Source organism: Stenotrophomonas sp. 63632_Sma (assembly GCF_056482875.1).
Map to the genome: position 1 here is coordinate 4678827 of NZ_CM151220.1, position 23746 is coordinate 4702572.

The 23746-nt window shown below is 68.2% G+C and carries 20 protein-coding genes; 12 read left to right on the forward strand and 8 right to left on the reverse strand.

Features of this window, described 5'->3' with window-relative positions:
* Positions 1 to 140: 140 nt before the first annotated feature.
* Genes recD through recC form a run of 3 tightly spaced genes read right to left on the reverse strand, consistent with a single transcriptional unit; the run spans position 141 to position 9042 of the window.
* A complete protein-coding gene (recD, locus tag ACZK45_RS21665; RefSeq protein ID WP_478445249.1) occupies positions 141 to 2021 on the reverse strand; it encodes an exodeoxyribonuclease V subunit alpha in 1881 nt (626 codons plus the stop codon).
* Positions 2018 to 5698 carry an exodeoxyribonuclease V subunit beta gene (gene recB, locus ACZK45_RS21670; RefSeq protein WP_478445250.1) on the reverse strand — a complete coding sequence of 1227 codons (3681 nt, stop codon included), beginning with the start codon at positions 5696 to 5698 and terminating at the stop codon, positions 2018 to 2020. The genes recD and recB overlap by 4 nt, the downstream gene beginning before the upstream one ends.
* A complete protein-coding gene (gene recC, locus ACZK45_RS21675) occupies positions 5695 to 9042 on the reverse strand; it encodes an exodeoxyribonuclease V subunit gamma (protein WP_478445251.1) in 3348 nt (1115 codons plus the stop codon). Before recC ends, recB begins: the two co-directional genes overlap by 4 nt.
* Positions 9043 to 9231: 189 nt before the next feature.
* On the opposite strand from recC, the gene ACZK45_RS21680 reads away from it, so the two are divergent.
* The 6 genes from ACZK45_RS21680 to ACZK45_RS21705 are packed head-to-tail and all read left to right on the forward strand — an operon-like array spanning position 9232 to position 13328.
* Positions 9232 to 10020 carry an ABC transporter ATP-binding protein gene (locus tag ACZK45_RS21680; RefSeq protein WP_478445252.1) on the forward strand — a complete coding sequence of 263 codons (789 nt, stop codon included), beginning with the start codon at positions 9232 to 9234 and terminating at the stop codon, positions 10018 to 10020.
* A complete protein-coding gene (locus ACZK45_RS21685; protein WP_005414955.1) occupies positions 10020 to 10769 on the forward strand; it encodes an MlaE family lipid ABC transporter permease subunit in 750 nt (249 codons plus the stop codon). The genes ACZK45_RS21680 and ACZK45_RS21685 overlap by 1 nt, the downstream gene beginning before the upstream one ends.
* A gap of 59 nt (positions 10770 to 10828) precedes the next feature.
* Positions 10829 to 11353, forward strand: a complete 525-nt coding sequence (mlaD, locus tag ACZK45_RS21690; protein ID WP_010487482.1) for an outer membrane lipid asymmetry maintenance protein MlaD — start codon at positions 10829 to 10831, stop codon at positions 11351 to 11353.
* On the forward strand, positions 11350 to 12012 hold the full coding sequence (locus tag ACZK45_RS21695; protein ID WP_010487479.1) for an MlaC/ttg2D family ABC transporter substrate-binding protein: 663 nt from the start codon (positions 11350 to 11352) through the stop codon (positions 12010 to 12012). Before mlaD ends, ACZK45_RS21695 begins: the two co-directional genes overlap by 4 nt.
* On the forward strand, positions 12002 to 12313 hold the full coding sequence (locus tag ACZK45_RS21700; RefSeq protein ID WP_032128488.1) for an STAS domain-containing protein: 312 nt from the start codon (positions 12002 to 12004) through the stop codon (positions 12311 to 12313). Before ACZK45_RS21695 ends, ACZK45_RS21700 begins: the two co-directional genes overlap by 11 nt.
* A 1-nt stretch (position 12314) precedes the next feature.
* Positions 12315 to 13328 carry an MlaA family lipoprotein gene (locus ACZK45_RS21705; protein ID WP_049420935.1) on the forward strand — a complete coding sequence of 338 codons (1014 nt, stop codon included), beginning with the start codon at positions 12315 to 12317 and terminating at the stop codon, positions 13326 to 13328.
* A gap of 84 nt (positions 13329 to 13412) precedes the next feature.
* Here the strand turns inward: ACZK45_RS21705 and ACZK45_RS21710 are convergent, their stop codons facing one another.
* From ACZK45_RS21710 to ACZK45_RS21720, 3 genes are all read right to left on the reverse strand, one after another.
* Entirely contained in the window at positions 13413 to 13958 is a 546-nt protein-coding gene (locus tag ACZK45_RS21710; protein WP_010487473.1) for a glutathione peroxidase, read from the reverse strand.
* Positions 13959 to 14095: 137 nt separating this feature from the next.
* On the reverse strand, positions 14096 to 14494 hold the full coding sequence (locus ACZK45_RS21715; protein ID WP_478445253.1) for a hypothetical protein: 399 nt from the start codon (positions 14492 to 14494) through the stop codon (positions 14096 to 14098).
* A gap of 71 nt (positions 14495 to 14565) precedes the next feature.
* Positions 14566 to 16101 (reverse strand): DNA recombination protein RmuC, encoded by a 1536-nt coding sequence (locus ACZK45_RS21720; protein ID WP_049400349.1) that lies wholly within the window; start codon positions 16099 to 16101, stop codon positions 14566 to 14568.
* 45 nt (positions 16102 to 16146) lie between these two features.
* Here ACZK45_RS21720 and ACZK45_RS21725 point away from each other — a divergent pair, with 45 nt between their 5' ends.
* Positions 16147 to 16752: a glutathione S-transferase family protein gene (locus ACZK45_RS21725; RefSeq protein ID WP_071228676.1), complete on the forward strand. Its 606-nt coding sequence runs from the start codon at positions 16147 to 16149 to the stop codon at positions 16750 to 16752.
* Between the two features lie 121 nt (positions 16753 to 16873).
* Here ACZK45_RS21725 and ACZK45_RS21730 read toward each other — a convergent pair whose 3' ends face one another.
* The gene (locus ACZK45_RS21730; RefSeq protein WP_049420932.1) at positions 16874 to 17881 is read right to left on the reverse strand and encodes a zinc-binding alcohol dehydrogenase family protein; all 1008 of its coding nucleotides are present in this window, start codon (positions 17879 to 17881) and stop codon (positions 16874 to 16876) included.
* Between the two features lie 91 nt (positions 17882 to 17972).
* Between ACZK45_RS21730 and ACZK45_RS21735 the strand changes: the two genes are divergently transcribed.
* From ACZK45_RS21735 to ACZK45_RS21755, 5 genes are all read left to right on the forward strand, one after another.
* On the forward strand, positions 17973 to 18944 hold the full coding sequence (locus ACZK45_RS21735; RefSeq protein ID WP_478445254.1) for a LysR substrate-binding domain-containing protein: 972 nt from the start codon (positions 17973 to 17975) through the stop codon (positions 18942 to 18944).
* Between the two features lie 15 nt (positions 18945 to 18959).
* The gene (leuE, locus tag ACZK45_RS21740; protein WP_155030387.1) at positions 18960 to 19589 is read left to right on the forward strand and encodes a leucine efflux protein LeuE; all 630 of its coding nucleotides are present in this window, start codon (positions 18960 to 18962) and stop codon (positions 19587 to 19589) included.
* Positions 19586 to 20014, forward strand: coding sequence for a hypothetical protein (locus tag ACZK45_RS21745; RefSeq protein WP_125892579.1), 429 nt, complete (start codon positions 19586 to 19588; stop codon positions 20012 to 20014). Before leuE ends, ACZK45_RS21745 begins: the two co-directional genes overlap by 4 nt.
* A 5-nt stretch (positions 20015 to 20019) precedes the next feature.
* Positions 20020 to 20709 (forward strand): suppressor of fused domain protein, encoded by a 690-nt coding sequence (locus ACZK45_RS21750; protein WP_219630944.1) that lies wholly within the window; start codon positions 20020 to 20022, stop codon positions 20707 to 20709.
* A gap of 177 nt (positions 20710 to 20886) precedes the next feature.
* Positions 20887 to 22314: an amino acid permease gene (locus ACZK45_RS21755; protein WP_032128498.1), complete on the forward strand. Its 1428-nt coding sequence runs from the start codon at positions 20887 to 20889 to the stop codon at positions 22312 to 22314.
* A 92-nt stretch (positions 22315 to 22406) separates the two neighbouring features.
* Here ACZK45_RS21755 and ACZK45_RS21760 read toward each other — a convergent pair whose 3' ends face one another.
* Positions 22407 to 23645, reverse strand: coding sequence for a dipeptidase (locus ACZK45_RS21760; RefSeq protein WP_125892583.1), 1239 nt, complete (start codon positions 23643 to 23645; stop codon positions 22407 to 22409).
* Positions 23646 to 23746: the final 101 nt, after the last annotated feature.

The window sequence follows — 23746 nt, forward strand, 5'->3', positions numbered from 1 at the left end:
CCCCGAAGCGATCAGGACGCTCTTTTGTAGAGTCGAGCCATGCTCGACTCCGTGGCCCATCAGCCGAGCATGGCTCGGCTCTACATTATTGCGGCGCAGTCGAGCATGGCTCGACTCTACAGGGGCGCATCGCGCCCGTTTCAGAACAACGTGCCCTGCACCATGGGCTGTTCAATGCGCGCCGGCTCTTCGGCCACCGCTTCCGCACCCAGTCGCCAGGCCAGACCACCCAATCGGCTGGCGTGGCGTTTCAATGCGGCCTGCAGCACATCGGCGCTGCCGGCCACATGCAGCACCTGGCGGGCGCGGGTCAGGCCGGTGTAGACCAGTTCGCGCGACAGCACGCGGCTGTCCTGGCGCGGCAGCTGCAACCACACTTCGTCGAACTCCGAACCCTGCGCCTTGTGCACGGTCATCGCGAAGGCGCTTTCATGCGCGGGCAGTGCGGCCGGGTGGAAGGCGCGCGGCTGGTCGACGCTGTCGCCGGGGAACCAGGCCACCATCGCGCCGCTGCCATCGCGCAGGCAGATGCCGATATCGCCGTTGAACAGGCGATGACGGTAGCTGTTCTCGGTGACCAGCAGCAGGCGACCCTGGAAGTAGCCGGGGGTGTTGCCGGCCAGCAGCTGTTCGATGCGGCTGTTGAGCCCGCGTGCGCCCTGCGGGCCTTCGCGCAAGGCGGTCAGCACACGCAGGCGCCCGGCCTGCTGCAGGGCAAGCACTGGATCGGCCGCGTCGGCCAGTGCGCGCCAGTGGCCCAGCAGGTGCTCGCGCTGGCCACGCAGCGGATCGGCCTCGCCTTCGTGGAAATGCACGCCGGCCAGTTCACCGCTGCGCAGCAGCTGCAATGCTGTGCTGCTGTCGCCCTCGCGCACGGCGTGGGCCAGCGGTGCCAGATCCAGCGCATCGCTCTGCCGGTAGCCGCGCTGCAGCTGCACGCGGCGCCCGGCGAAGGCGCGTGGTGCGGCCTGCGGCTGCAAGATGGCCGGCGCCAGAAGACCATGCAGTGCCTGCGCGTCATCAGCGCGGGTACCGATGCCATCACCGCTGGCACGCAGGATCGCGCTGAGCACGTCGCCGGCCTCGACCGAGGGCAACTGATCGGGATCGCCGAGCAGGATCAACCGGGTGCCGCTGGCGATCGCGTCGACCAGCTTGGCCATCATCGGCAGATCGATCATCGAGGCTTCATCGACCACCACCACATCCACCGGCAGCGGATTGTCGGCATGGTGGCGGAAGCGCGGTGAATCGGGAATCACGCCGAGCAGGCGATGCAGGGTGGTGCCGGTACTGGGCAGCGCCGCGCACAACGCCGGGTCCAGTCCTTGTTCCTGCAGCCGTTGCACGGCGACGCGAAGGCTCTCGGCCATGCGCTCGGCGGCACGCCCGGTGGGCGCGGCCAGCGCCACCTCGGGCAGTGGCTGGCCGGCGTGCCGGGCCTGCGCGGCCAGCAGCAGCAACAGGCGCGCGATGGTGGTGGTCTTGCCGGTGCCGGGGCCGCCGGTGACCAGCGCCAGCGGATGGCGCAGGGTCACGCCGGCGGCGCGTGCCTGATGATCTTCGCCGCCCAGTGCCTGCGGGAACAGCTGCGCGAACAAAGGCGCCAACGCTGCCATGTCCGGCGCCGGCAGCGGATGCCGGCCGATGCGCTGCAGCCCAGCCGCCAGCTGACGCTCGTACTCGCGATAGCGGCGCAGGTAGAGCAGGCCGTTCTCCAACACCAGCGGCGCATCCTCGGCGATGGCGTCGGCCTGCTCGGGCGTCGCCACCCAGGGCGACGCACGCAGCTGCGCCAGCCAGTCCTGCGCAGCAGGCCACTCGGGTACGCCTTCCAGCAACCGCTGCGGTTGCGCCGGATCGAACGCAGCATGGCCTTGCGATACCGCCAGCGACGCAAGCGCAGCCGCCAGCGCCACGCTCTCGGGCGTGTCGTCGCGCAGCCGCTGCAGGCTGGTCGCCAGTGCATGGTCGAGGGTGCGCAGCAGGCCCTTCTGGTGCAGTTCCTTCAGCAGGCTCATGCACTGGCTCCGCGGGCACGCGCAGCCAGTTCGGCCTGGGCCTGTTCGCCACCGGCGAACAACGCATCCAGGGCATCCACCAGCGCCAACGGGAAGCGGTCCACATGCACACCGTTGCCGGCGGCATCCAGGCCGCGGCAGAACAGATAGCGGATGCCGCCCATGTCGCGCTCGTAGTCGTAGGCCGCACCCAGGCGGAAACGCAGCCAGCGATGCAGGGCCACGGTGTAGATCAGCGCCTGCAGGTCGTACTCGCTGTGGCGCATGGCAATGGCCAGCAGGTCCGGGCTGTAACCAGGCAGGCGGTTGGACTTGTAGTCGAGCACGTACCAGCGCCCATCGCGCACATAGGTCAGGTCGATCATGCCGGTCATCAGCCCTTCCAACCGGCGGCGCTGGCCGAAGCCGCGTCGCGTGCTGGAAACACCGTGCGCATGCAGCACCTGCAGCAGCGCCGGCACCGTGGTCGGCTCGATGGCGAAATGGAAGTCGATTTCCGCGCGACGCTCGCCTTCACCCAGGCTGTGCAGCGCACCGCCTTCGGGCAGCGGCACGGTCAACGTGTGCCCGACCAGCGGCACCAGCACCGCCACGCCATCGTCCAGGTCGACGTCGGCATAGCCTTCGTCGTGCAGCGCCTTGCGCAGTACCTCGGCCTGTCCCTCAGGGGCTTGCAGACCTGGCTGCCAATCACCCCATGCGGCGAAGTCGACGTTCTCCATCGCCTCGTGCAGCACATTGCCGAAGCGACTGCCCATGAAGCGCGGGTCGATCGGCGCGCTGTCTTCGGCGGCCACGGTGGGTTCGGGCAGCGCCGGTTCCAGCGGCAGTTCCGGGCCGGCCGGTTCGTCGGCCGCCGGTGCCGGCAACTCGGTGGCCGCCGCTTCGATATCGTTGCCAACACCCGCATCGGCGTGGGCCAGCTGGGTGAAGCTGTACACCCACCAGTCGTGCGGGACGCGCCGGGTCAGGGCACGCACCGCCGGAAGGTCACCTTCCACTTCGGCCGCCAGCTGCGGCAGCGCGGCCGCTGCCTCACTGTCATCGATGTGCACATCGGCGTGCGCGCGCAGCGCCTGCAGGTCACCCAGCAGCGGCGCCAGCCGCGTCTTGCCGAGCCCGGCCAGATCACCCACGGCGATCCACAGCGCATGCTCGGCACGGGTCAGTCCCACATACAGCAGGCGCGCATCCTCGGCCCGCTGCTCGCGCTCACGTTGGTTGCTGGCCGCTTCCCAGGCCTCGTCCTTGTCCAGCTTCCAGTGCAGCTGGCGCTGGCCACCGACGTGCACCGTGCAGTGCGAGGCGGTGTTCGGTGCGCCGCCGTCGATGCCGACGAAGGGCAGGAACACCAGCGGATACTCCAGGCCCTTGCTCTTGTGCAGGGTGATGATCTGTACCCGGCGCGCATCCGATTCCAGGCGCAGCAGCTGTTGCTCGTCATCCTGATCGGCGCTGGCCATCTGCCCCTGCAGCCAGTCCAGCAGACCGTGCATGCCCAGCGCCTGCGCCGAGGCTTCCTGCAGCAGTTCGCCCAGCTGCAGGTAATTGGTCAGGCGGCGCTCGCCGTCGATCAGCGCCAGCAGGCGTTCGCCCTGTGCGGCACAGACATCGGCGATCACCGCGAACGGTCCGCCGCGCTGCCAGCGCTCGCGCCAGTTCAGCAGCTGTGCCTGGAACTCGCGTTGCAGGTCGCCCTCGCGCTCCATCGCCGCGATCGCGCTGGCGCGTTGACCGAGCAGGACAGTGGCCAACGCTGCACGCAGGCGGCCTTCGTCAGCCGGTTGCAGCAGCGCCAGCAGCAGCGCACGAAGATCGCGCGCTTCAGCGGTGGCGAACAGGCTCTGCTTGCCGGCTGCCACCGCGGGAATGCCGACCGCCGCCAGCGCGCGCTGCACCAGCGTGGCCTCGCGATGCGAGCGCACCAGCACCGCGATATCACCGGGTTGAACCGGGCGCCCACGCAGCACGGCATTGCCCGCACGCGCCTCGACCAGGATCTGGTGAATCGCAGCCACGCAGGCCTGGGTCGCGGCATCACGCGAGGCGTCCGCACTCATCGCCTTGTCACCGCCACTGCGCAGCACGCGCAGGGTGAGTGCCGTGGCGGCATGGCCATCACGCTGGTAGTCCTCGTCGATGCGCACGCCACCGGGCCGCACCGGCTCGAACTGGATGTCGCGTTCGAGGAAGGCGTCTTCGCCACCGTTGTCGTACAGCGCCTGCAACGCACGCAGCACAGCCGGTCGCGAGCGGAAGTTCTGGTCCAGCACCGGCGCCTGCTGTGCCACCTGCTTGGCCTTCAGGTAGGTGTGGATATCACCGCCGCGGAAGCCGTAGATCGCCTGCTTGGGGTCGCCGATCAGGAACAGCGCCGGTGGCAGGCCGAGTTCACGCACCTCCGGCGAATCGCCGAACACGGTGTGGAAGATGCCCCACTGGCGATCGTCGGTGTCCTGGAACTCATCGACCAGCGCGATGCGGTACTGCGCACGCAGTTGTTTCACCAGCGTCAACCGTTGCGGGCCTTCCAGTGCCAACGCCACGCCATCGATCAGGTCGTCGTAGGTCTGTACCCGGCGCGTGCGCTTCAGCGCCTGCAGGCGCTGCGTGGCTTCTGCGCGAAGCGCGTGCAGGAAGTTCAACGCGGTACCACGCAACCAGGCATCGCGTTCGGCCAGCAGCGCGACATAGCGCGCCAACGGCGCCTGCAATGGCGACGATGGCGTGCGATCGGGGAATTTCTTGTTGGTCTTGTCGGCCAGCACCTCCGGCAGCAGTGCCGGCAGGCGCTCGCTGGCCAGCATCTCGCGCGGGTCGCCGCGCTCAGCCCAGGCCAGCAGCTGTCGGCCTAGCGGGTGCAGCCAGCCCAGCTTGTAGGACACGCCGTTGATCCACTTGTTGTCGACGGCATCGCAGAGGTCGATGAAGAACTGCTCGCCATGCTCGCGAAGCGCCTGCTGCAGTTCGGCGGCGGTGGCCTGCAAGGCCGGGTGTGGATCAGCCAGCGTCACCGGCTGTGGCAACGGGTGCAGGGGCGGCGTGCCCAGCAGCGCGCGCAGATCGGCGGCCAGCGCGTCCGGGTTGGACCACAGCCAGGTCAGCGGCTCCAGCGTGGCCGGGTCATTGGCATGCACCCGCCACAGATCAGCGGCCAGCTCCTCCAGCAGTTCACGATCGCTGGCCAGCAGTTCCGGCGGATCAAAGGTGTGGCCGCTTTCCAGCGCATGCTCGCGCAGCACGCGGGTGCAGAAGCCGTGGATGGTGAAGATGGACGCCAGGTCGATTTCGTCGGCAGCCACCTGCAGGCGGCGCTTCAGTGCAGCGGCGCTCTCGGAGCCGCCCTGCAGATGACGCTGCAGCACGTCGCGGGTCAATCTCGCGTCGGGTGCTTCACCCTCGGCCGGTTCCAGATCGACCAGGCGCGCGGCCAGCGCCAGGCGCTCGCGGATGCGTTTGCGCAGTTCCTGGGTGGCCGCATCGGTGAAGGTCACCGCCAGGATCTGGCCGATACGCAGGCCCTGCTCCACCACCAGTCGGGTGAACAACGTGGCCAGGGTGAAGGTCTTGCCGGTGCCTGCGCTGGCTTCAATCAGGCGAATGCCGTCCAGCGGCAGGGCCAGGTAGGGATCGCCCGCCATACGCTGGGTTTCCTGATCAGCGATGGCGGTGTTCATGCGTTGCCCTCCTGGCGTGTTTCGGTACCGAGAGTGCGGCCTTCGCGCACCGCGCTGAAGACCACCTGGCTGTTGCGCAGCAGCTCGGCATAGCTGGCATCGGTGGCAAACGGGTCGGCACCGCGCAGCAGCAGCTGCCAGGCGTCGCTGCTGGATTCACCCCAGCTGCGGTCGCTGCCATGCCACTGCTTCCAGCCTTCGCTGCGCTGTTTTTCTGCCGGCGCGTTGTACAGCACCCAGCCGGTGTACGGGGCAAAGCGCAGCGGCTCACGCAGGCCGCGCTGGCGCAATTGCAGCAGCGCACGCAGCGCGGCGCGTGCAGCGGGGGCGCTCAGTGCTGGCAGCACATGCGGGCCGGGACCGGCGTCACCGCCATCGTGGAACTGCACCAGCGGCAACGCATCGCCGGCGGCGTTGGCCAGCAGCCAGTCCAGGCCCTGGCGGATCACTGCATTGCCATTGAGGGTACCGGCGCGCAGGCGCACCAGCCCTTCGGGATGCCGATCAGCCACGCGGCCGTGCAGGCGCACGCCGTCGATGTCCACTTCGTAGCGACGGCTTTCCAGCGGTTCGCCCTGCATCCAGCCCAGCAGCGCACTGGCATACGGGCGCGTCTTCAACTGCTCCACCTCGAACTGGCGCTCGCCCAATGGACCCGACGGCAGCAGTCCACGCGCGCGCAGTCGCGGATACAGCGGCTCGGAATCGCCGCTGAGCGTGGCGCGCACCACGGCCGCCTGCACGCTGCGCTTTTCCGGGCCGCGCGATGACAGCACCAGCGGTTCCAGGTCATCGACCTCCTCGACATCGTCGGCCAGGCGCAGGCCCAGCGACTGCGCGAGGAACTGCCCGGCCGGATCGCACAGGAAACGGCGCAGGGTATCGAGTGCGACGTCGTCCTCCACCGCATCGTCGAGCGGCGGTGGCAGCGGTGCGTCGAACCACGGCTGCAGTCCACCGCGCTGGCCAGTGAGGCGACCGGCCGCCGGATGCCACTGGCGGCGATAGCTGAAGCGACGCGGATCGCCATCACCAAACGCCGCCGGTGAGAACGGCTGCAGTGCGTGGCGCACGGTGAAGTCGCGGACCGCCGCAGGCCGATCGAGGTGATACGCGGCGGCGGCATCGATCAGTTCACTGACCAGCACCGACGGCTCGCGCACGCTGCCATCGCGCGGATCGGCACCGAGGTAGCTGAGGTAGAACACCTCCTGCGCGGCGGCGAACAGCTGCAGGAACAGGAAACGGTCGTCTTCGCGGGTGGAGCGGTCGCCCGGTCGGCGGCGCGGCGTGTCCAGTTCGGCGGTGAGCTGGTTGAGACCGGCCGCCGGGTCACGGCGCGGGAAATCGCCATCATTGAGACCCAGCACGCAGATCACCCGGAACGGCAGCAGGCGCATCGGCACCATGCGGCCGAAACTGATGCCACCGGTCAGCAGCGGTGCGCGCGTATCGGCCTCGCCCAGCGCGCCGGCGAAGTGCGCACGTACCACCTCCGGCGGCACGCCTTCCGCGAAGCCGGCCTTGGCAGCATCCTCGGCGAACTGGTTGAGCAGCTTGCGCAGGCGCTCCAGGGCACGCTGGCTGTTGGGTGAACTCGGCGCGGTGGGCAGCAGTGCATCCAGCAACGACAGCAGGCGCTGTCGCCATTGCGCCGGGGTCAGCAGCTCGCCGAGGCGACGCTGGTAGATCGCCAGCACGCGCAGCAGGCGCAGCAGCCGGTCCAGCGCGTCCAGCGCGCCGCCTTCCAGTTCGATCCACGGTGCGACACCCGCCAGGTCGGCCTCGCTGCCGGTGGCATGGCCGAGCACCAGGCGATCCAGCGCGAACTGCCAGGTGTAGGCGTCGTCGGCCGGCGCCTGGTGCTGGTGGCGGTGCTTCGCATCCAGGCCCCAGCGTGCACCGGCCTGCTGCAGCCAGCCATGCAGGCGGTCGAAGTCCACCGCTTCCAGCCCGGCCGCTTCGGCCAGCGGCGCGCTGGCCAGCAGGTCCAGCACTTCATTCAGGCCAAAGCGCGAGACCGGCAGGCCCAGCAGGTGCACGAACACATCAGCCAGCGGTTCACCGGCCAGCGGGCTGCTGTCGGCCAGCGCATAGGGGATGTGCTCCTCCTCGCCACCACGGCCGCCGAACACCGCTTCCAGGTACGGCACGTAGGGATCGATGTCCGGCGCCAGCACCGCGATCTCGCGCGCCTGCAGCGGCGGGTCGAAGCGCGGGTCCTGCAGCAGGCTGCGCAGCTGGTCGTGCAGCACCTGCAACTCGCGCAGGCGGGTATGGCAGGCGTGTACCTGCAGGCTGGGGTCGTCGCTGCGAAGCCCGTCACGCAGCTCACCCGAGGGCAGTGCGCGGCGGTGGAACAGATCGCGCTGCAGGCGATGCAGCAGGCTATCGGACAGGCCGCCTTCGTCCAGGGTCGGCCGGGTGTCGTCCTCCGGATCGGAATAGGCGGCGATTTCGCCGGCCGGATGCACCACCTCGTAACTGCCCAGCACCGCCATGAAGTCGCGCCCGGCCGCGCCCCAGGCTTCCAGCAGACGGTTCTCGCCGGCTGCTTCGCCGAAGGGATCGGGCGCGCCGCTGCGCAGGCGCTCGGCCAGGGTCTGCAGATCGCCCCAGTACGACTGCACCGGGGTGGGCATATAGAAGTGCAGCTCGCCAACACGTGCCTGGGTGGCCATCACCCGCAGCACGTCGGGCGAGATGTTGAGCGTCGCAAACGCGGACATGCGCAGCGGCAAGCCCTGCGGCAGCGGCTTACCGGCACCCTCGAAGCGGTCCAGGTACTCCTGGATGCGGCGCGCGCGATAGTCGTGGCCGTGGGTGATGGTGCGCCACAGGATCGCCTGCGGATCGGCTGGATCGGCACCGGCCGCCCAGCGCAGCAGCCAGTCGCGGCGCCACGCCTGGTACTTCTCGAACACCGAGGCCAGCTCGCCAGCCAGCGCCCACGGCTTCAATGCGTCATCGCCGGCAAGATAGGACTGCAGCGCGCGCATCGGTGGCTGCGCCAGCAACGCCGGGTCGCGCAGGGCCTGGTACAGCTTCCAATGCAGGCCGGCCGCGTCCAGGTCGTCCTGCTCGCCGCTGACGTTGGCCTTCAGCGCGCGCGCCACGAACTCACCCGGGGTGAGGAATTCGAGGTTCGCAGCCACACCGAACTCGGCGGCCAGTGTCGCTTGCAGCCAACGCCGCATCGCTACCTGCGGGATCAGCACCACTTCCGGTGCCAGCAGCGGCTGGCCAGGAACGGGCGCACGCACATTGCGCGCCAGCAGCGCGGCCAGCACGTCCAGGGAGTTGGAATGGTAGAGGCGGAAATCGCTGCCTGGGTCACTCATCATGCACAGTGTGCAGGACAGCAGGCAGTATTCAATGGTTGGGCCGCGAGCGGTACGGATTGTTCCGGGACACCAGGCGATTGTCCCGGCCTCCGCCGAGGCTTGTCGTGCAACAATACTGCACCGTCCAGTCTGCTTATGTTCAGCCGACGGGCCCGATCCTTCGATGTCTAAAAAACGTTAATGGTGCCCATGTCGGCTTCCACCTCCAGTCTGGTGCAGTTATCCAACGTCCGCATCGACCGGAGCGGACGCACGATCCTGCGCGACGTGTCGCTGCAGGTGCCCAAGGGCAGCATCACCGCCGTTCTGGGTCCGTCCGGCAGCGGCAAGTCGACCCTGATGGCGGCGCTGACCGGCGAACTGCGCCCGGTCGCCGGCGAGGTCACCCTGTTCGGCAAGCCGATTCCGCATGACAGCGGCGCGCTGCTGGAAATGCGCAAGAGCGTGGGCGTGCTGCTGCAGGGCAACGGCCTGCTGACCGACCTGACCGTGGCGGAAAACGTGGCGCTGCCGCTGCGTACGCACACCCGCCTGCCGACCGCCGTGCTGCGGCGGCTGGTGCAGATGAAGCTGCATTCGGTGGGCTTGCTGGCCGCCGCCGATGCCTGGCCGCGCGAGCTGTCAGGTGGCATGGCGCGCCGCGTGGCGCTGGCCCGTGCACTGGCGCTGGACCCGCCGCTGATGATCTACGACGAGCCGCTGACCGGGCTGGACCCGATCGCCTCGGGGGTGATCATGAGCCTGATCCAGCGCCTCAACCACAGCCTGGGCCTGACCAGCATCATCGTCAGCCACCACGTGCACGAGACCCTGCCGATCTGCGACCAGGTGATCGCGATCGCCAATGGCGGCATCGTGTTCCAGGGCACGCCCGAGGCACTGCAGTCCAGCCAGGACCCGCTGCTGCGGCAGTTCCTGCACGGCCAGCCCGATGGCCCCATCCCGTTCGATGCCGCGCCGCGCGCGAGGGTCGCCTGATGCCGTTCGTTCAAGCCACCCGCTCGCTGGGTCGTGCCGGCCTGTTCTCGCTGACCGTGCTGCGCGGTTCGCTGCCGACCCGTGATTTCCTGGCCGAGTTGACCCGCGAGATCTACAAGATCGGTGCGCGCTCGCTGCCGATCATCGCCGTCGGCGGTGCCTTCGTCGGCCTGGTGCTGACCCTGCAGGGCTACCGCACGCTGACCACCTTCGGTGCGGCCGACGCACTGTCGACCCTGCTCGGGCTTTCGCTGTACCGCGAGCTGGCACCGGTGCTGACCGCGCTGCTGTTCATTGGCCGCGCTGGCAGCTCGATCGCCGCCGAGCTAGGCCTGATGCGTGCCACCGACCAGATCAAGGCGCTGGAGCTGATGGCGATCGACCCGGTGGCCAAGGCGGTGGCGCCGCGCTTCTGGGCGGCGGTGCTGACCGTGCCGCTGCTGACCGGCATCTTCTGTTCGCTTGCAATCAGTGCCAGCTACTTCGAAGCGGTGCACGTGCTGGGCCTGGACAATGGCGTGTTCTGGTCGGCGCTGCGCAACAGCGTGGACTTCTGGGACGACTTCGGCGTGGCAATGCTGAAGTCGGCGATCTTCGGCGGCACTGCCGCGCTGGTTGCCGCCTATGTGGGTTTCCACGCCGAGCCGACCATTGAAGGCACTTCGGTGGCGACCACCCGTGCGGTGGTCAACGCTTCACTGCTGGTGCTGATGTTCAACTTCGTGCTGTCGGCAATGTTGTTCACCTAACCCCTCCACCGGCGGTGCGCAGGCGCGCGCGGCCACAACGACTCGATCAGGTAATCCACATGGCCATCCGCGGTCCCAGACTCGAATTTTCCGTCGGCGCCTTCCTGCTGCTGGCCCTGGCCTCGCTGATGGTGCTGGCCGTGGCCTCGACCAACCAGCGCTGGAGCTGGGGCAGCGAAGGCTACGACCTGAAGGCACGCTTCTCCCAGGTCGGCCAGCTGCGCAAGCAGGCACCGGTGAAGATCGGCGGCGTCACTGTCGGCCAGGTCGCTTCGATCGACCTGGACCCGGTGAAGTTCGAATCGATCGTCACCCTGCGCATGGACAGCAAGGTCAAGGACCTGCCGGCGGACACCTCGGCCGGCATCTTCACCAGCGGTTTGCTCGGCGAGAGCTATATCGGTCTGCAGCCGGGCGGTGATCCGGACGTGCTGAAGGCCGGTGACGAGATCGTCTTCACCCAGCCAGCGGTGGACCTGATCCAGCTGGTCGGCAAGTACATGTTCAGTGGCGGTGCCGGTGGCGGCGCTGCTCAGAAGCCCAACGATGGCGCGCAGGCGCCTGCAACGGAACCGCAACCATGAAGATGAAACTGATCCCGGCCCTGCTCGCCTCGGCGCTGCTGGCGGCCACCCCGTTCCTGGCCCAGGCCCAGGCCGCTGCGCCTGCCGCTGCCGCAACGCAAAGCCAGGCCGGCAAGGTGGTGATCGATGCCAGCAGCCGCATCCTGTCCACGCTGCAGCAGCGCAAGAGCGAGTTCACCAGCAACCCGGCCAGCCTGCGCAGCTACATCGACAGCGAGCTGACCCGCACCTTCGACCGCGACTACGCCGCGCGCCTGGTGCTGGGCCCGCACGCCCGCGGCGCCTCCGACGCCGACATCAAGCTGTTCGCCGATGCCATGGCCGACAGCCTGATGCAGCGCTACGGCTCCACCCTGCTCAACATCCAGGGCAAGCCGAGCTTCCGCCTGAAGGGTGAGAGCCCGCTGCCGGGCAATCGTGGCGTGCGCGTGAGCACCGAACTGGTGCGCGCCGGCAACGAACCGACCCCGGTCGAGTACTGGATGCGCAACGTGAACGGCCAGTGGAAGATCTTCGACGTCAACATCGAAGGCATTTCCTACGTGCAGACCTTCCGCAACCAGTTCGACACCCCGCTGCGCCAGAAGGGCATCAAGCAGGTGGCCAACGAACTGCACAGCGGCAGCATGCAGGCCGGGCCCGCGGGCAATGGCAAGTAACGCACTGGCGCTGCTGGAAGGCGACACCCTGCGCCTGCGCGGGGTGCTCGACCGTGCCGCGGTGATCGCGCTGTGGCCGCAGCTGCAGGCCCTGCCGGCAAAGCTGTCACGGCTGGAGCTGGGTGAGGTCGAACGCGTGGACAGCGCCGGCCTGGCGCTGCTGGCCGAGCTGGCCGCACGTGCGCGCAAGAGCGGTCACCCGCTGGCAGTCTCCGGCGCGCCGGCCGGCTACAACGAGCTGAGCGCAGCCTACCGGCTGTCGCCCGACCTGGATTTCAACGCTACTTCTGCTGCGAGCTGACATGAACGTCGTACGCACTTTCCCCCTGATCGTCCTGGCCACCGCCCTGACCGCCTGCGCCGGCAAGCCCGCACGCAGCGATGCGCCCGCAGCCAGCACCGTGGTCCCGGCCAGCACCATCGCCGAGGCCTCTGCCGCCACCGCCGATACCGCTACGGTCGATGCCGCACCGGCAACAGCCGTGGTTGCCGCACCTGCGCCGGCCACGCCGCCATCCGCACCGGCCCGCAGCGCCGACACCGATGCGGCCAGGGCCGCGGCGGCGACCGCCCCCGGTGGTGACGACGACTTCGATGCCCTCTACGGCGGTGCCGGCAACACTGGCAGCGCGGCAGCCTACGATCCGTGGGAACCGTTCAACCGCAAGGTGCACACGTTCAACAACGCGGTTGACCGTGGCATCGCCCGCCCGCTGGCCACGGCCTACACCCACGTGGTGCCGCGCTTCGCCCGCACCGGCGTCAGCAACTTCTTCAGCAACCTGCGCGCACCGGTGACCATCACCAACCAGCTGCTGCAGGGCCGCGGTGCCGATGCGTGGGACAGCCTCGGCCGCTTCCTGATGAACAGCACGCTGGGTATCGGCGGCCTGTTCGATCCGGCCAGCAAGGCGATGGTGCCGCGTCGCAATGAGGACTTCGGGCAGACCCTGGGTGCCTGGGGCTGGCGTCGTTCGCGTTACGTGGAACTGCCGTTCTTCGGCCCTCGCACCGTGCGCGATGTGTTCGGCCTGGCCGGTGACATTCCGCTGTCGCCGATCCGCCGCATCGAAGAGGACAAGATCCGCATCGGCCTGCAGGGCATGCAGCTGGTCGATACCCGCGCGCAGCTGCTGGCGATCGACGACCTGCGTGACACCGCCGTGGACGAGTACTCGCTGGTACGCGATGCGTGGATGCAGCGCCGCAACTACCAGATCGAGAACGATCTGCGCAGCAAGCGCGACCGTGGCCATGACGATGCCAATTCGCCGATCCCGGTCGATGCGATGCCGATGCCGCAGTGGACGCACTGAGTCCGGCCTGCAGCGCATGAAAAACCCCGCCTCGGCGGGGTTTTTCTTTTCCGGTAGGTGCCAACCTTGGTTGGCACGCTTTCCTCAGGCTGCCAGCGCTGCCTCGATGGCCTCGCGCAGGCGCGCGTCATCGGCAGCCACGTCCGGGGCGAAACGCGCGATGACCTTGCCGTCGCGGCCAACCAGGAACTTCTCGAAGTTCCACAGCACCGCCGGTGCTGCGTGGATCGGGATCTCCTTGCTGGCCAGGCGCTCACGCAGCGGGCCTTCGCCGATCGACTGCGGCTGGGCGGCGGTCAGCTGCTGGTACAGCGGATGGGTATCGTCACCGGCCACGCTGATCTTGGAGAACATCGGGAAGCTGACGTCGTAGGTGAGCTGGCAGAACTGCTGGATCTCTGCCTCGCTGCCCGGCTCCTGGCCGAGGAAGTTGTTGGCGGGGAAGCCCAGTACTTCCAGACCCTGCGCGTGCTTTTCCGCATACAGCGCCTGCAGGCCTTCGTACTGCGGGGTCAGGCCGCACTTGGAGGCGACGTTGACCAGCAGCAGTACCTTGCCCTGGTAGTCGGCAAGCGAGGACGGCTGGCCGTCGATGGTGGTGAGGGAAATGTCCTGGATCGGGGTGCTCACGCGGGGGCTCCGGCAACAGCGGGGAATGGCCCACCAGCATAGCGCCGCGCGATGGCGGTATTGCCGGCCGCTGGCCGGCAATCGTGCGACCGTTCGCAAGGGTTCATGCGGTTGCCGGCCAGCGGCCGGCACTACGATCAGTCCACGCAGATCGTGCCCTGCGCCTTGCCGTCATCAATGCGCTGGCGGCAGCCGAAGTTCTGGCGCACATCGCGCTGGCAGGTACCGGTAGCGGCGCTGCCAGCGGCCACCTCGGGACCGGCCAGGCACTGGCCCGTGCAGTCGCTTTTGCGGCTGCAGGCCTTGCCGGCATCGGCATAGGGAATCACGCACTGCTCGCGCTGCAGCCGGCCCAGCCGCTGCAGGGTGCCACCGGCGGCCTGGCAGTCGACGTCGCGCGCTTCGCGATACGCCTCGGCCGCTTCAGGGCTGGTGGCTGCGGCAGGTGCCGCGGTCGTATCGGCAGCCGGTGGTGCGCTGCTGCAGGCGGCAAGCAGCGCGGTCAGGACAAGGCTGGTGAAGCGGCGCAGGCGCATGACGATACCTGATCGAGGCGGACAGGCCGCCAGCATACGCATCGGCGATGCAGGCGGCGTGTCAGCGTGGCTCAGGCCTCGTCGCCGTCACTGCCTTCCTCTGCTGGCAGCGCGTCCGGCAGCAACTGGCGGCTCTGCTCAACCGGCAGCGACTCGACATCCCTCAGCTTGCGGGCGATCGCGCGGGTGCGCACCCCGGTCTGGTCGATCTGCTTGCTGGCCTGGTCCAGCTTGGCCTTCACGTTGTCCAGCACATCGCCGAACTTGCCGAACTCGGTCTTCACCGCACCCAGCAGGCTCCACACCTCGCTGGACCGCTTCTCGATGGCCAGCGTGCGGAAGCCCATCTGCAGGCTGTTGAGCAGTGCGGTGATCGTGGTCGGCCCGGCGACCACCACGCGGTGGTCGCGCTGCAGCAGATCGACCAGGCCGGGGCGCCGGATCACCTCGGCATACAGGCCTTCGGTAGGCAGGAACATCACCGCGAAGTCGGTGGTGTGCGGCGGCACGATGTACTTCTCGCAGATCGACTTGGCCTGCACCTTCACCGCACGCTCCAGCTGCGCACCCTGCACGCGTACCAGTTCGGCGTCACCCTGCTCCTGTGCGTCCAGCAGGCGCTCGTAGTCTTCGCGTGGGAACTTGGAGTCGATCGGCAGCCACACCGGCGTGTCATCGCTGCTGCGGCCCGGCAGGCGCACGGCGATGTCGACCATTTCGCCACTATCCGGGCGTACCTTCACCCCGCGCGCGTACTGCTCCTGGATCAGGGTCTGCTCGAGGATGTTCTCCAGCTGTACTTCACCCCAGCTGCCGCGCGTCTTGACGTTGGTCAGCACGCGCTTGAGGTCACCCACGCCGGTGGCCAGCTGCTGCATCTCGCCGAGGCCGCGCTGCACCTGCTCCAGGCGCTCCGAGACCAGTTTGAAGGACTGGCCAAGGCGTGTTTCCAGGGTGGACTGCAACTTCTCATCCACCGTCACGCGCATCTGTTCCAGCTTCTGCGCATTGTCGCTCTGCAGCGCGCGCAGCTGCTCTTCCAGCGTCGTGCGCATCTCGGCGATGCGCTGCTCGTTGCGCTGGGTCAGTTCCTGCAGGCGCAGGCCAAGGCTTTCAGTCAGGCGCTGCTGCGACTGCGCGCCCTCCTCGCGGCCCTTGCGTGCATCGTCCACCAGGGTCTGCCGCAGCGCGCCGAGCTGGGTATCGGTACGCCCGGTGAGCTCCTGCAGCTGCTGGCCAAACGCATGGATGCGGGCTTCCTGCTGCTGGCCGAAGGTCTCCAGCTGGCCGCGCAGCTCCTGCAGCCGCTGTCCCATCAACGCCGCGCCGCGCTGCTGGCTCTCGGCCGCTTCGGCGCGCGCCTTGCGGGCATCTTCGCCCAGCGCTTCGCGCAGCAGGTCGAGGCGCTGGTCGGTGCGGGTGGACAGATCGGTCAGCGCGCGGGCGAAGCCATCGAGCTGTTCGCGCAGCTCGCTGCGCCCGGCCCGCGCCTCCTCGCGCACCGCCTGTTCCAGGCGGTCATGCGGCGGGCGGCGCAGCAGGGCGACCAGCTGCAGGATGAGCACGGCCAATAGAAGGCCGCCAATGAGCAGATATTCGGTTTGCATGGGGCAAGTGTAGGCTGGCCGAGTCTCAACTGCTGCGTCAGGACCATGGTCGTCCTCTACGGAAAGCCCACCTCCATCAATGTGCGTAAAGTGCTGTGGCTGTGCGCGGGGCTGGATCTGCCCCTGCACCACGAACCGGCCCCCTCGCCGGACCTGCTGGCCACGCTGAACCCCAACCGGCAGGTGCCGGTGCTGCGTGATGGCGACTTCGTGCTGTGGGAATCCAACAGCATCTGCCGCTACCTGGCCGCACGCGCCGGTCGCGAGGATCTGCTGCCACATGCAGCAAAGGACCGGGCCCGGGTGGAGCAGTGGATGGACTGGCAGGCCAGCGACCTCAACAGCGCATGGCGCCATGTGTTCATGGCGCGCGTGCGCCAGCATCCGGACTATCCGGATGACGCCCGTGCCGAGGCCAGCCTGGCGCAGTGGAACCGGCTGATGGGCGTCCTTGATGCACAGCTGGCCACTACCGACGGCTACGTGGCGGGCAACACCTTCACTCTGGCCGACATCGTGCTCGGGCTGTCGACCCAACGCTGGTGCAGCACGCCGGGCAGCAAGCCGGTACTGGCACACGTAGATGCCTGGTTCGAACGCCTGCGGCAGCAGCCCGGTTTCGCCGAGTACGTCGACAACGGTGTGGCCTGAGCAGTGGCTTCCGCAGCTGTTGGCAGGTGTCGACCTTGGTCGACACGGCTGATCCACGCCATGCGTGGATGAAACGCTGTAGAGCCGGGCGCAGGCTCGGCTCCACAGGAAAAACCGGGCCTTACCAGCCTTCCAGCACGATCTTGCCCTTGGCGCGGTGGCTCTCCAGCAGCGCGTGGGCACGCCGCAGGTTGGCCGCGTCGATGCGCCCGAAATGCTCGCCCAGGGTGGTCTGCAGCACGCCTGTGTCGATCAGCTCGGCCACCCGGTTCAACAGGTCATGCTGGCGCTGCATGTCGGCGGTCTTGTACAGCGGCCGGGTGAACATCGACTCCCAGTGCAGTGACAACGCCTTGCGCTTGAGCGCCATCACGTCGACCTGGCCGGGATCATCGATCAGCCCCAGCTGGCCCTGCGGCGCCAGCAGTTCCACGATCTGCGCGTAGTGCTGGTCGGAGTGGGTCAGGCTGGCCACGTGCTGCACCTCGCTGATGCCGAGCCGCGCCAGGCCCTCGGCCAGCGGCAGGCTGTGGTCGATCACATGGTGTGCGCCCATTGCGTACGCCCAGTCCTGGGTATCCGGACGCGAGGCGGTGCCGATCACCGTCAGTTTCGTCAGCTTCCGCGCCAGCTGCACCAGGATCGAACCGACACCGCCGGCAGCGCCGATGACCAGCAGGGTCTGGCCTTCGCCACCGCCCTCGGGGATGCGCAGGCGGTCGAACAGCAGTTCCCAGGCGGTGATCGCGGTCAGTGGCAGCGCGGCGGCGGCGGCATCGTCGAGGCTGGCCGGCTTGCGGCCGACGCTGCGTTCGTCCACCAGCTGGTACTCGGCGTTGCTGCCCGGGCGATCGATGACGCCGGCGTAGTAGACCGCATCGCCGGGCTGGAACAGGGTCACCTCGCTGCCCACCGCGTCGACGATGCCGACCGCATCCCAGCCCAGCACGCGCGGGCCATCGGTGGCCACGCCGCGACGGACCTTGGTGTCGACCGGGTTCACCGCCACCGCGCGCACCGCCACGCGCAGGTCACGCGGGCCGGGCTGCGGCAGCTCCAGTTCGATGTCGATCAGGGCCTGGGCATCATCGATCGGCAGGCCGGCTTGGGTGTAGGCAATGGCGCGCATGGCAGCGGTCCAGTGGGGAAGGAGGCGACAGGTTGCGCCGCACGCGCTCCCGCAGAAAGGCGCAGAATCGGGCAGCACTTTCACTCTGGCAATGAAGATGATCCGCTTCAACGATCTGCAGCTGTTCGTCCGCACTGCCGCACTGGGCAGCTTCTCGCAGGCGGCGCGCGAGGCCGACCTGCTGCCCGGGCAGGTCGCCGCGGCGGTGGCGCGGCTGGAACGCGAGCTGGACCTGCGCCTGTTCGTGCGCACCACCCGCAGCCTGCGCCTCACCGGCGAGGGTGCGCTGTACCTGCCGTATGCGCAGGAGGTACTGGCCACCCTGCGCGAGGGCCAGGCGCGTGTGCAGGGCGAGGACACCGAGCTGCACGGCACCCTGCAGCTGTCGGCGCCCTCGGACCTCGGCCGCAACCTGCTGCTGCCCTGGCTGAGCGCCTTCCGCGCCGCGCACCCGCGGCTGCGCCTGCACCTGCGCCTGTCCGACGAGGTGGCCGATGTATTCCGCGACCCGGTCGACGTGGCCATCCGCATCGGCCACTTCGACGACGCCAGCTACGTCGCGCTGCCGCTGCTGGAAGGCAATCGACGCGTGCTGGCCGCCTCGCCCGGCTACCTGCAGCGGCGCGGCACGCCTACCCGCCTGGAGGATCTGCGCGAGCACGACTGCCTGGTCTATCAACTCAACGGCCGCGCCTACGATCGCTGGTCATTCGAGGTCGACGGGCGTCGCAGCGTGATTCCGGTGCGCGGTCCGCTGGTCTGCGACGACGCCGATGTAGTGCGACGCTGGGCCGTGGCCGGCGAAGGCATCACTTACAAGTCCTGGCTGGACCTGCGCGAGGACGTGCTGGCCGGGCGCCTGCAGCTGCTGCTCGATGGTGTTGGCAGCAGCATCCCGCTGCAGCTGGTATGCCCGCACCGCAAGCAGTTCTCGCCAGCGGTACGGCAACTGCATGCGCAGCTGCGCCAGCACCTGCAACCGCTGCTGTCTGGCATGCCCACTGGCCTCACCCGCCCCCTGTCGCCAACGGCGGCACTGGCCGACAATGGCGGCCCCACGTAACAAGAGAACGCCGCCATGCCGTGGATGGGCATCCAGGACCTGTGGACGTTTCTGGTCGCCGTGCTGGTGTTTCTCGCCCTGCCCGGCCCCGGCACCTTCACCCTGCTGACCGCCACCGGCCGTGGCGGCGTGCGTGGTGGCTATACCGCGCTGGCCGGCCTGCTGGTCGGCGATCAGATCCTGATGTGGCTGGCGTTGGCGGGCGTGGCGGCGCTGCTCAAGGCCAACCCGCTGGTGTTCCACGCGGTGCAGTACCTGGGTGCGGCCTACCTGGTGTGGGTCGGCATCAGCCTGCTGCGCACGCCGAAGCACGAGGGCGGCGACGCCGGCCCGATCCGCATGCAGCCGGGGCGCTACTTCCAGCAGGCGATCCTGGTCAGTCTGCTCAACCCGAAGGCGATCCTGTTCTACATGGCCTTCCTGCCGTTGTTCATCGATCCGAAGGCGCACCAGGGCATCGCCACCTTCGCGGCGTTGGCCGGCATCATCCTGGTGGTCAGCATCGCCTACTGCTCGATGCTGATCGGCGCGGGCAACCTGGCCCGCCGCCGGCTGATCCAGCACCCGCGGATCAGCGATGCGCTGCGCCGCGTGGCCGGCCTGTTCCTGGTGGGGTTCGGCATCCGGTTGGGGCTGAACGGATGAAACCCTGGCCGACGGCGATGGGCGCCCTGCTGCTTCTGGCCAACACGACCGCCCCGGCGGCCACCGCACAGGATCATCGCTGCCTGAGCGGCGGCCGCAATGACGGCATCCATCTGGAATGGCGTTGGCTGGATGACGGCCAGGCCGACGTTCGCTATGCCGGGCAGCGCGAACGCCTGCTGCTGCGCCGGGTTTCAATGGAGACCACGGTGCTGGCCGAAGACCGCCCCTACCAGTTCGACAGCGTCTGGGAAGAGCGCATCAACGGGCGCCTCAACGGCCGCTACCTGCTGAGCACGCAGGGCGCGCTGGTGCTGGACCTGAGCTACGAGCGTGCCCGCGACGGACGTCGCACCACCTTCCACGATGACGTCGAGGCCTGGCAGGAAGACGGCTGCCGCTGGCCCGGCAAGGTGGCCGAGTGAGCACCATGGACGACGACACCCTGCTGGAGCGCAGCTGGGAATATCGGGAGGAGACGCTGTACCGGCGGTTGTTCGGCGATACCGGGCCGGGGATCTATCCGATCGACATGGATCTGCTGCGCAACGTCTTCAAGCAGGACCAGATCGACCCGCGCTGGCTGCATGTCGGCGTCAATGCCTGCCCTCCGCACGGTGATCGAAGGCACTGGATCTATGTCAGCTCCGGCCTGTCCAACCCCTGGGAAGGGCGGCACGAAGATGGCGATTCGGGGTTGGGCATCGAACTGATGCTTGAGACGCAGGAAGAAGCGACCTGGGCACTGACCACCTTGCGCTGGTTCACCGCGTACCACCTGCTGCTGTGCCACTCACGCATGCCCGGCAATCCGTTGGCGCCATGGGACCGGCTGAAGCTGGGGGGGCCGGTGGATCACGCAGGGAGCATGCTGCAGGCGGCCGTCTTCGTTCCGTCGTTGCATTTCCCGGGACCCCAGCAACTGCCATCGGGACGATTCGACTTCCTGCAGCTGCTGCCGTTGACCCTGGACGAGCACGCGTTCGGCCGCACGCAGGGCTTCGAAGTACTGGTGGCCCAGTTGAGAACCCAAGGTGCGGCGCCAGTGGTTGATCCGCAGCGGGTCAGCATCGATCTGGCCCCTGCTCTCACGCTTCAAGCGCCTCCCGGCTCGCCTTGAGGGATCGAATCATTTCGAATCCTGCCAACATTTGTGCCGATTCCGGCAGAATGCTCGGAGTACAGCCGCGCCGGTGACGCATCTGACCCTCGCATGACCCCCGTCAGTGGTAATGCTGCGCTGCGTTCGGTCACACTCGGGAACTTGTCGTTCTTAGTCACCCCTTCCGAGGCCTGCATGTCCCTGTTCCGGCGCAAGTCCCTAGATTCCGTCACCGTCCACGAAGCCGGCAGGCGCCTGATCCCGACGCTCAGCTGGCCGCACCTGATCGCGCTGGGTATTGGCGCCATCGTCGGTACCGGCATCTACACGCTGATCGGCGTCGGTGCCAACCTGGCCGGCCCGGCCGTGCTTATCTCCTTCGCCATCGCCGGTGCGGTCTGCGCCTGCGCGGCACTGTCCTACGCCGAGCTGTCGACGATGATGCCGGCCGCCGGCAGTGCCTACACCTACAGCTACAGCGCGCTGGGCGAGGTGTTCGCCTGGGTGGTGGGCTGGAGCCTGATCCTGGAGTACTCACTGGTGGTGAGTACCGTGGCGGTGGGCTGGTCCGGCTACTTCGTCGGCTTCCTCGAATGGGTCCACACCCAGTTCGGCTGGAACGTGCACCTGCCCGCCTGGCTGGCGGCCGGCCCACACGTGGAAGGCGGCATGATCAACCTGCCGGCGATCGTCATCACCTGGCTGGTGGCCGGCATGCTGATGGCCGGCACCAAGGAAAGCGCCACCCTCAACGCCATCCTGGTGGTGTTCAAGCTGATCGCGCTGGCCATCTTCGTGGCCGTGGCCCTGCCCGCCTTCGACAGCGCCAACCTGCAGCCGTTCATGCCGTATGGCTTTGCCAAGTCGATGGGCCCTGATGGCGTCGAACACGGCGTAATGGCGGCGGCAGCGATCATCTTCTTCGCCTTCTACGGCTTCGATGCGATCTCCACCGCCGCCGAGGAAACCAAGAACCCCGGCCGCGACCTGTCGATCGGCATCATCGGTTCGATGATCGGCTGCACCATCGTCTACGTGCTGGTGGCGCTGGCCGCGGTCGGTGCGATGAGCTACGCGGTGTTCGGCCACAGCGCCGAGCCGCTGGCCCTGATCATGCGTCAGCTGGGCCATCCGACCGCGGCGATGGTGATCGGCGTGATCGCGATCATCGCGCTGCCGACCGTACTGCTGGCCTTCCTGTACGGCCAGAGCCGCATCTTCTTCGTGATGAGCCGCGATGGCCTGCTGCCGCGTGGCCTGTCCAAGGTCAACGCACGTACCGGCACGCCGGTGGCGACCACGCTGTTCACCGCGGTGGTGGTGTCGGCGCTGGCCGGCGTGGCCCGCCTGGACGAGATCGCGGCGCTGGCCAATGCCGGCACCCTGGCCGCGTTCACCGCCGTGGGCATCTGCCTGGTGGTGCTGCGCCTGCGCGAGCCGAACCGCGAACGTACCTTCCGTACCCCGCTGGCCTTCGTGGTTGGTCCGCTGGCCGCGCTGGGCTGCATCTATCTGTTCCTCAGCCTGCCGCACAGCACCCAGCTGTACTTCCTGCTGTGGAACCTGGCCGGCCTGGTGCTGTACTTCCTGTACAGCCGCCGCCACGCGCTGATCGCGAAATAGCCGGATCACCGGTAGTGCCGGCCGCTGGCCGGCACCTCGCATCCTGTTGATACGGGCCATGCCGGCCAGCGGCCGGCACTACCGCAGGGCGGTCAACCGCCCTGCTTTGCAGCGTAGTCCTGCGCCTGGCGCATCACCCGCAGCAGGTTGCCGCCCCAGATGCCGGCAATCTGCTTCTCGGTATAGCCCTTGCGCAGCAGCCACGCGGTGATCTTCGGCAGCTGGCTGACATCGGGCAGGTCGCTCAGGCCACCGCCGCCATCCCAGTCCAGGCCGATGCCCACGTGCTCGGGGCCCACCACCTTGAGGATGTGCTCGAAGTGGGCGAAGAAGTCGTCGAGGCTGGCATGGCGCACCGGGTGCTCGTGGTCCAGCGCCTGCTCGGCCTTCAGCAGGGCAACGCCCTGTTCGATGCCCATGCCTTCCCAGCCACCCAGCTGCTTGCTCAGCGCTTCCTCGGCCTGCTTGCGCTCGGGCGTCTTTGCGGTGTCGATCAGGTAGCCACCATAGGCGTTCACCTGGATCACACCGCCGGCCTTGGCCAGCTTGCGCAGGCGCGCGTCATCCAGATTGCGCGGGTGGTCGTAGACCGCCTTGGCCGAGCTGTGCGAGAGCACGAACGGCACCGGCATCATCGCCAGCAGGTCGTCGAACACCGCATCCGAAGCATGTGACTGGTCGATCACAATGCCCAGCTTCACCGCCTGCCGCACCAGGTCCTTGCCGGCCGGGCTCAGGCCTTTCCACTCCGCACCCTTGGGGTCGGTGGCCGAATCGGCAAACTCGTTGTTGGCAAAGTGCACGGTGCTGAGCAGGCGCAGGCCGGCGCGGTGGTAGAACGACAGCAGGCTCGGGTCTTCCACCAGCGGGCTGGCGTTTTCCATGCTGATGTAGACCACGCGCTTGCCGGCGGCCTTGATCCGCGCCGCGTCATCTGCGGTCAATGCCAGCGCGAAGCGCTCGGGGTTGGCCGCCAGCATTTCGCGGATCTCCAGCAGCCGCTGCAGGCCATGGTCACGCTCGGCGAGGTGCGCGGCGGGGCTGCGGTCGCCCTGATCGGTGTAGATCGCCCAGAAACCGCCGTCCAGCGCACCTTCGACCATGCGCGGGTAGTCGACCTGCGAAAGCGCGTTGCGGTCGTGACGCTGCTCGATGTCGAAGCCGGTTCGGCCGAAATTGGCCGGCGTATCCAGGTGGCTGTCGAGGGTGACCAGGCGCTGCTGCAGGGCCTTGGCGCGCGCCAGCTCCTGTGCGCTGAACTCGATGGCGTGGGCGGACAGTGGCGCGCACAGCGCCAGGGAGACCAGCAAAGACAGACTGCGCAACGTCATGACGCTTCACCTCGATGGGAAGCGTCAGACCATAGCGCCGAGATGACAACAAACGGTAGTGCCGGCCGCTGGCCGGCTCTCAGCGAGAGTCGGAGACCAGG

Bases quoted from the DNA above. Each gene is read 5' to 3' on its own strand.
- recD (WP_478445249.1), bottom strand. From the start codon at position 2,021: ATGAGCCTGCTGAAGGAACTGCACCAGAAGGGCCTGCTGCGCACCCTC.
- recB (WP_478445250.1), bottom strand. From the start codon at position 5,698: ATGAACACCGCCATCGCTGATCAGGAAACCCAGCGTATGGCGGGCGAT.
- recC (WP_478445251.1), bottom strand. From the start codon at position 9,042: ATGATGAGTGACCCAGGCAGCGATTTCCGCCTCTACCATTCCAACTCC.
- ACZK45_RS21680 (WP_478445252.1), top strand. From the start codon at position 9,232: ATGTCGGCTTCCACCTCCAGTCTGGTGCAGTTATCCAACGTCCGCATC.
- ACZK45_RS21685 (WP_005414955.1), top strand. From the start codon at position 10,020: ATGCCGTTCGTTCAAGCCACCCGCTCGCTGGGTCGTGCCGGCCTGTTC.
- mlaD (WP_010487482.1), top strand. From the start codon at position 10,829: ATGGCCATCCGCGGTCCCAGACTCGAATTTTCCGTCGGCGCCTTCCTG.
- ACZK45_RS21695 (WP_010487479.1), top strand. From the start codon at position 11,350: ATGAAGATGAAACTGATCCCGGCCCTGCTCGCCTCGGCGCTGCTGGCG.
- ACZK45_RS21700 (WP_032128488.1), top strand. From the start codon at position 12,002: ATGGCAAGTAACGCACTGGCGCTGCTGGAAGGCGACACCCTGCGCCTG.
- ACZK45_RS21705 (WP_049420935.1), top strand. From the start codon at position 12,315: ATGAACGTCGTACGCACTTTCCCCCTGATCGTCCTGGCCACCGCCCTG.
- ACZK45_RS21715 (WP_478445253.1), bottom strand. From the start codon at position 14,494: ATGCGCCTGCGCCGCTTCACCAGCCTTGTCCTGACCGCGCTGCTTGCC.
- ACZK45_RS21720 (WP_049400349.1), bottom strand. From the start codon at position 16,101: ATGCAAACCGAATATCTGCTCATTGGCGGCCTTCTATTGGCCGTGCTC.
- ACZK45_RS21725 (WP_071228676.1), top strand. From the start codon at position 16,147: ATGGTCGTCCTCTACGGAAAGCCCACCTCCATCAATGTGCGTAAAGTG.
- ACZK45_RS21730 (WP_049420932.1), bottom strand. From the start codon at position 17,881: ATGCGCGCCATTGCCTACACCCAAGCCGGCCTGCCGATCGATGATGCC.
- ACZK45_RS21735 (WP_478445254.1), top strand. From the start codon at position 17,973: ATGAAGATGATCCGCTTCAACGATCTGCAGCTGTTCGTCCGCACTGCC.
- leuE (WP_155030387.1), top strand. From the start codon at position 18,960: ATGCCGTGGATGGGCATCCAGGACCTGTGGACGTTTCTGGTCGCCGTG.
- ACZK45_RS21745 (WP_125892579.1), top strand. From the start codon at position 19,586: ATGAAACCCTGGCCGACGGCGATGGGCGCCCTGCTGCTTCTGGCCAAC.
- ACZK45_RS21750 (WP_219630944.1), top strand. From the start codon at position 20,020: ATGGACGACGACACCCTGCTGGAGCGCAGCTGGGAATATCGGGAGGAG.
- ACZK45_RS21755 (WP_032128498.1), top strand. From the start codon at position 20,887: ATGTCCCTGTTCCGGCGCAAGTCCCTAGATTCCGTCACCGTCCACGAA.
- ACZK45_RS21760 (WP_125892583.1), bottom strand. From the start codon at position 23,645: ATGACGTTGCGCAGTCTGTCTTTGCTGGTCTCCCTGGCGCTGTGCGCG.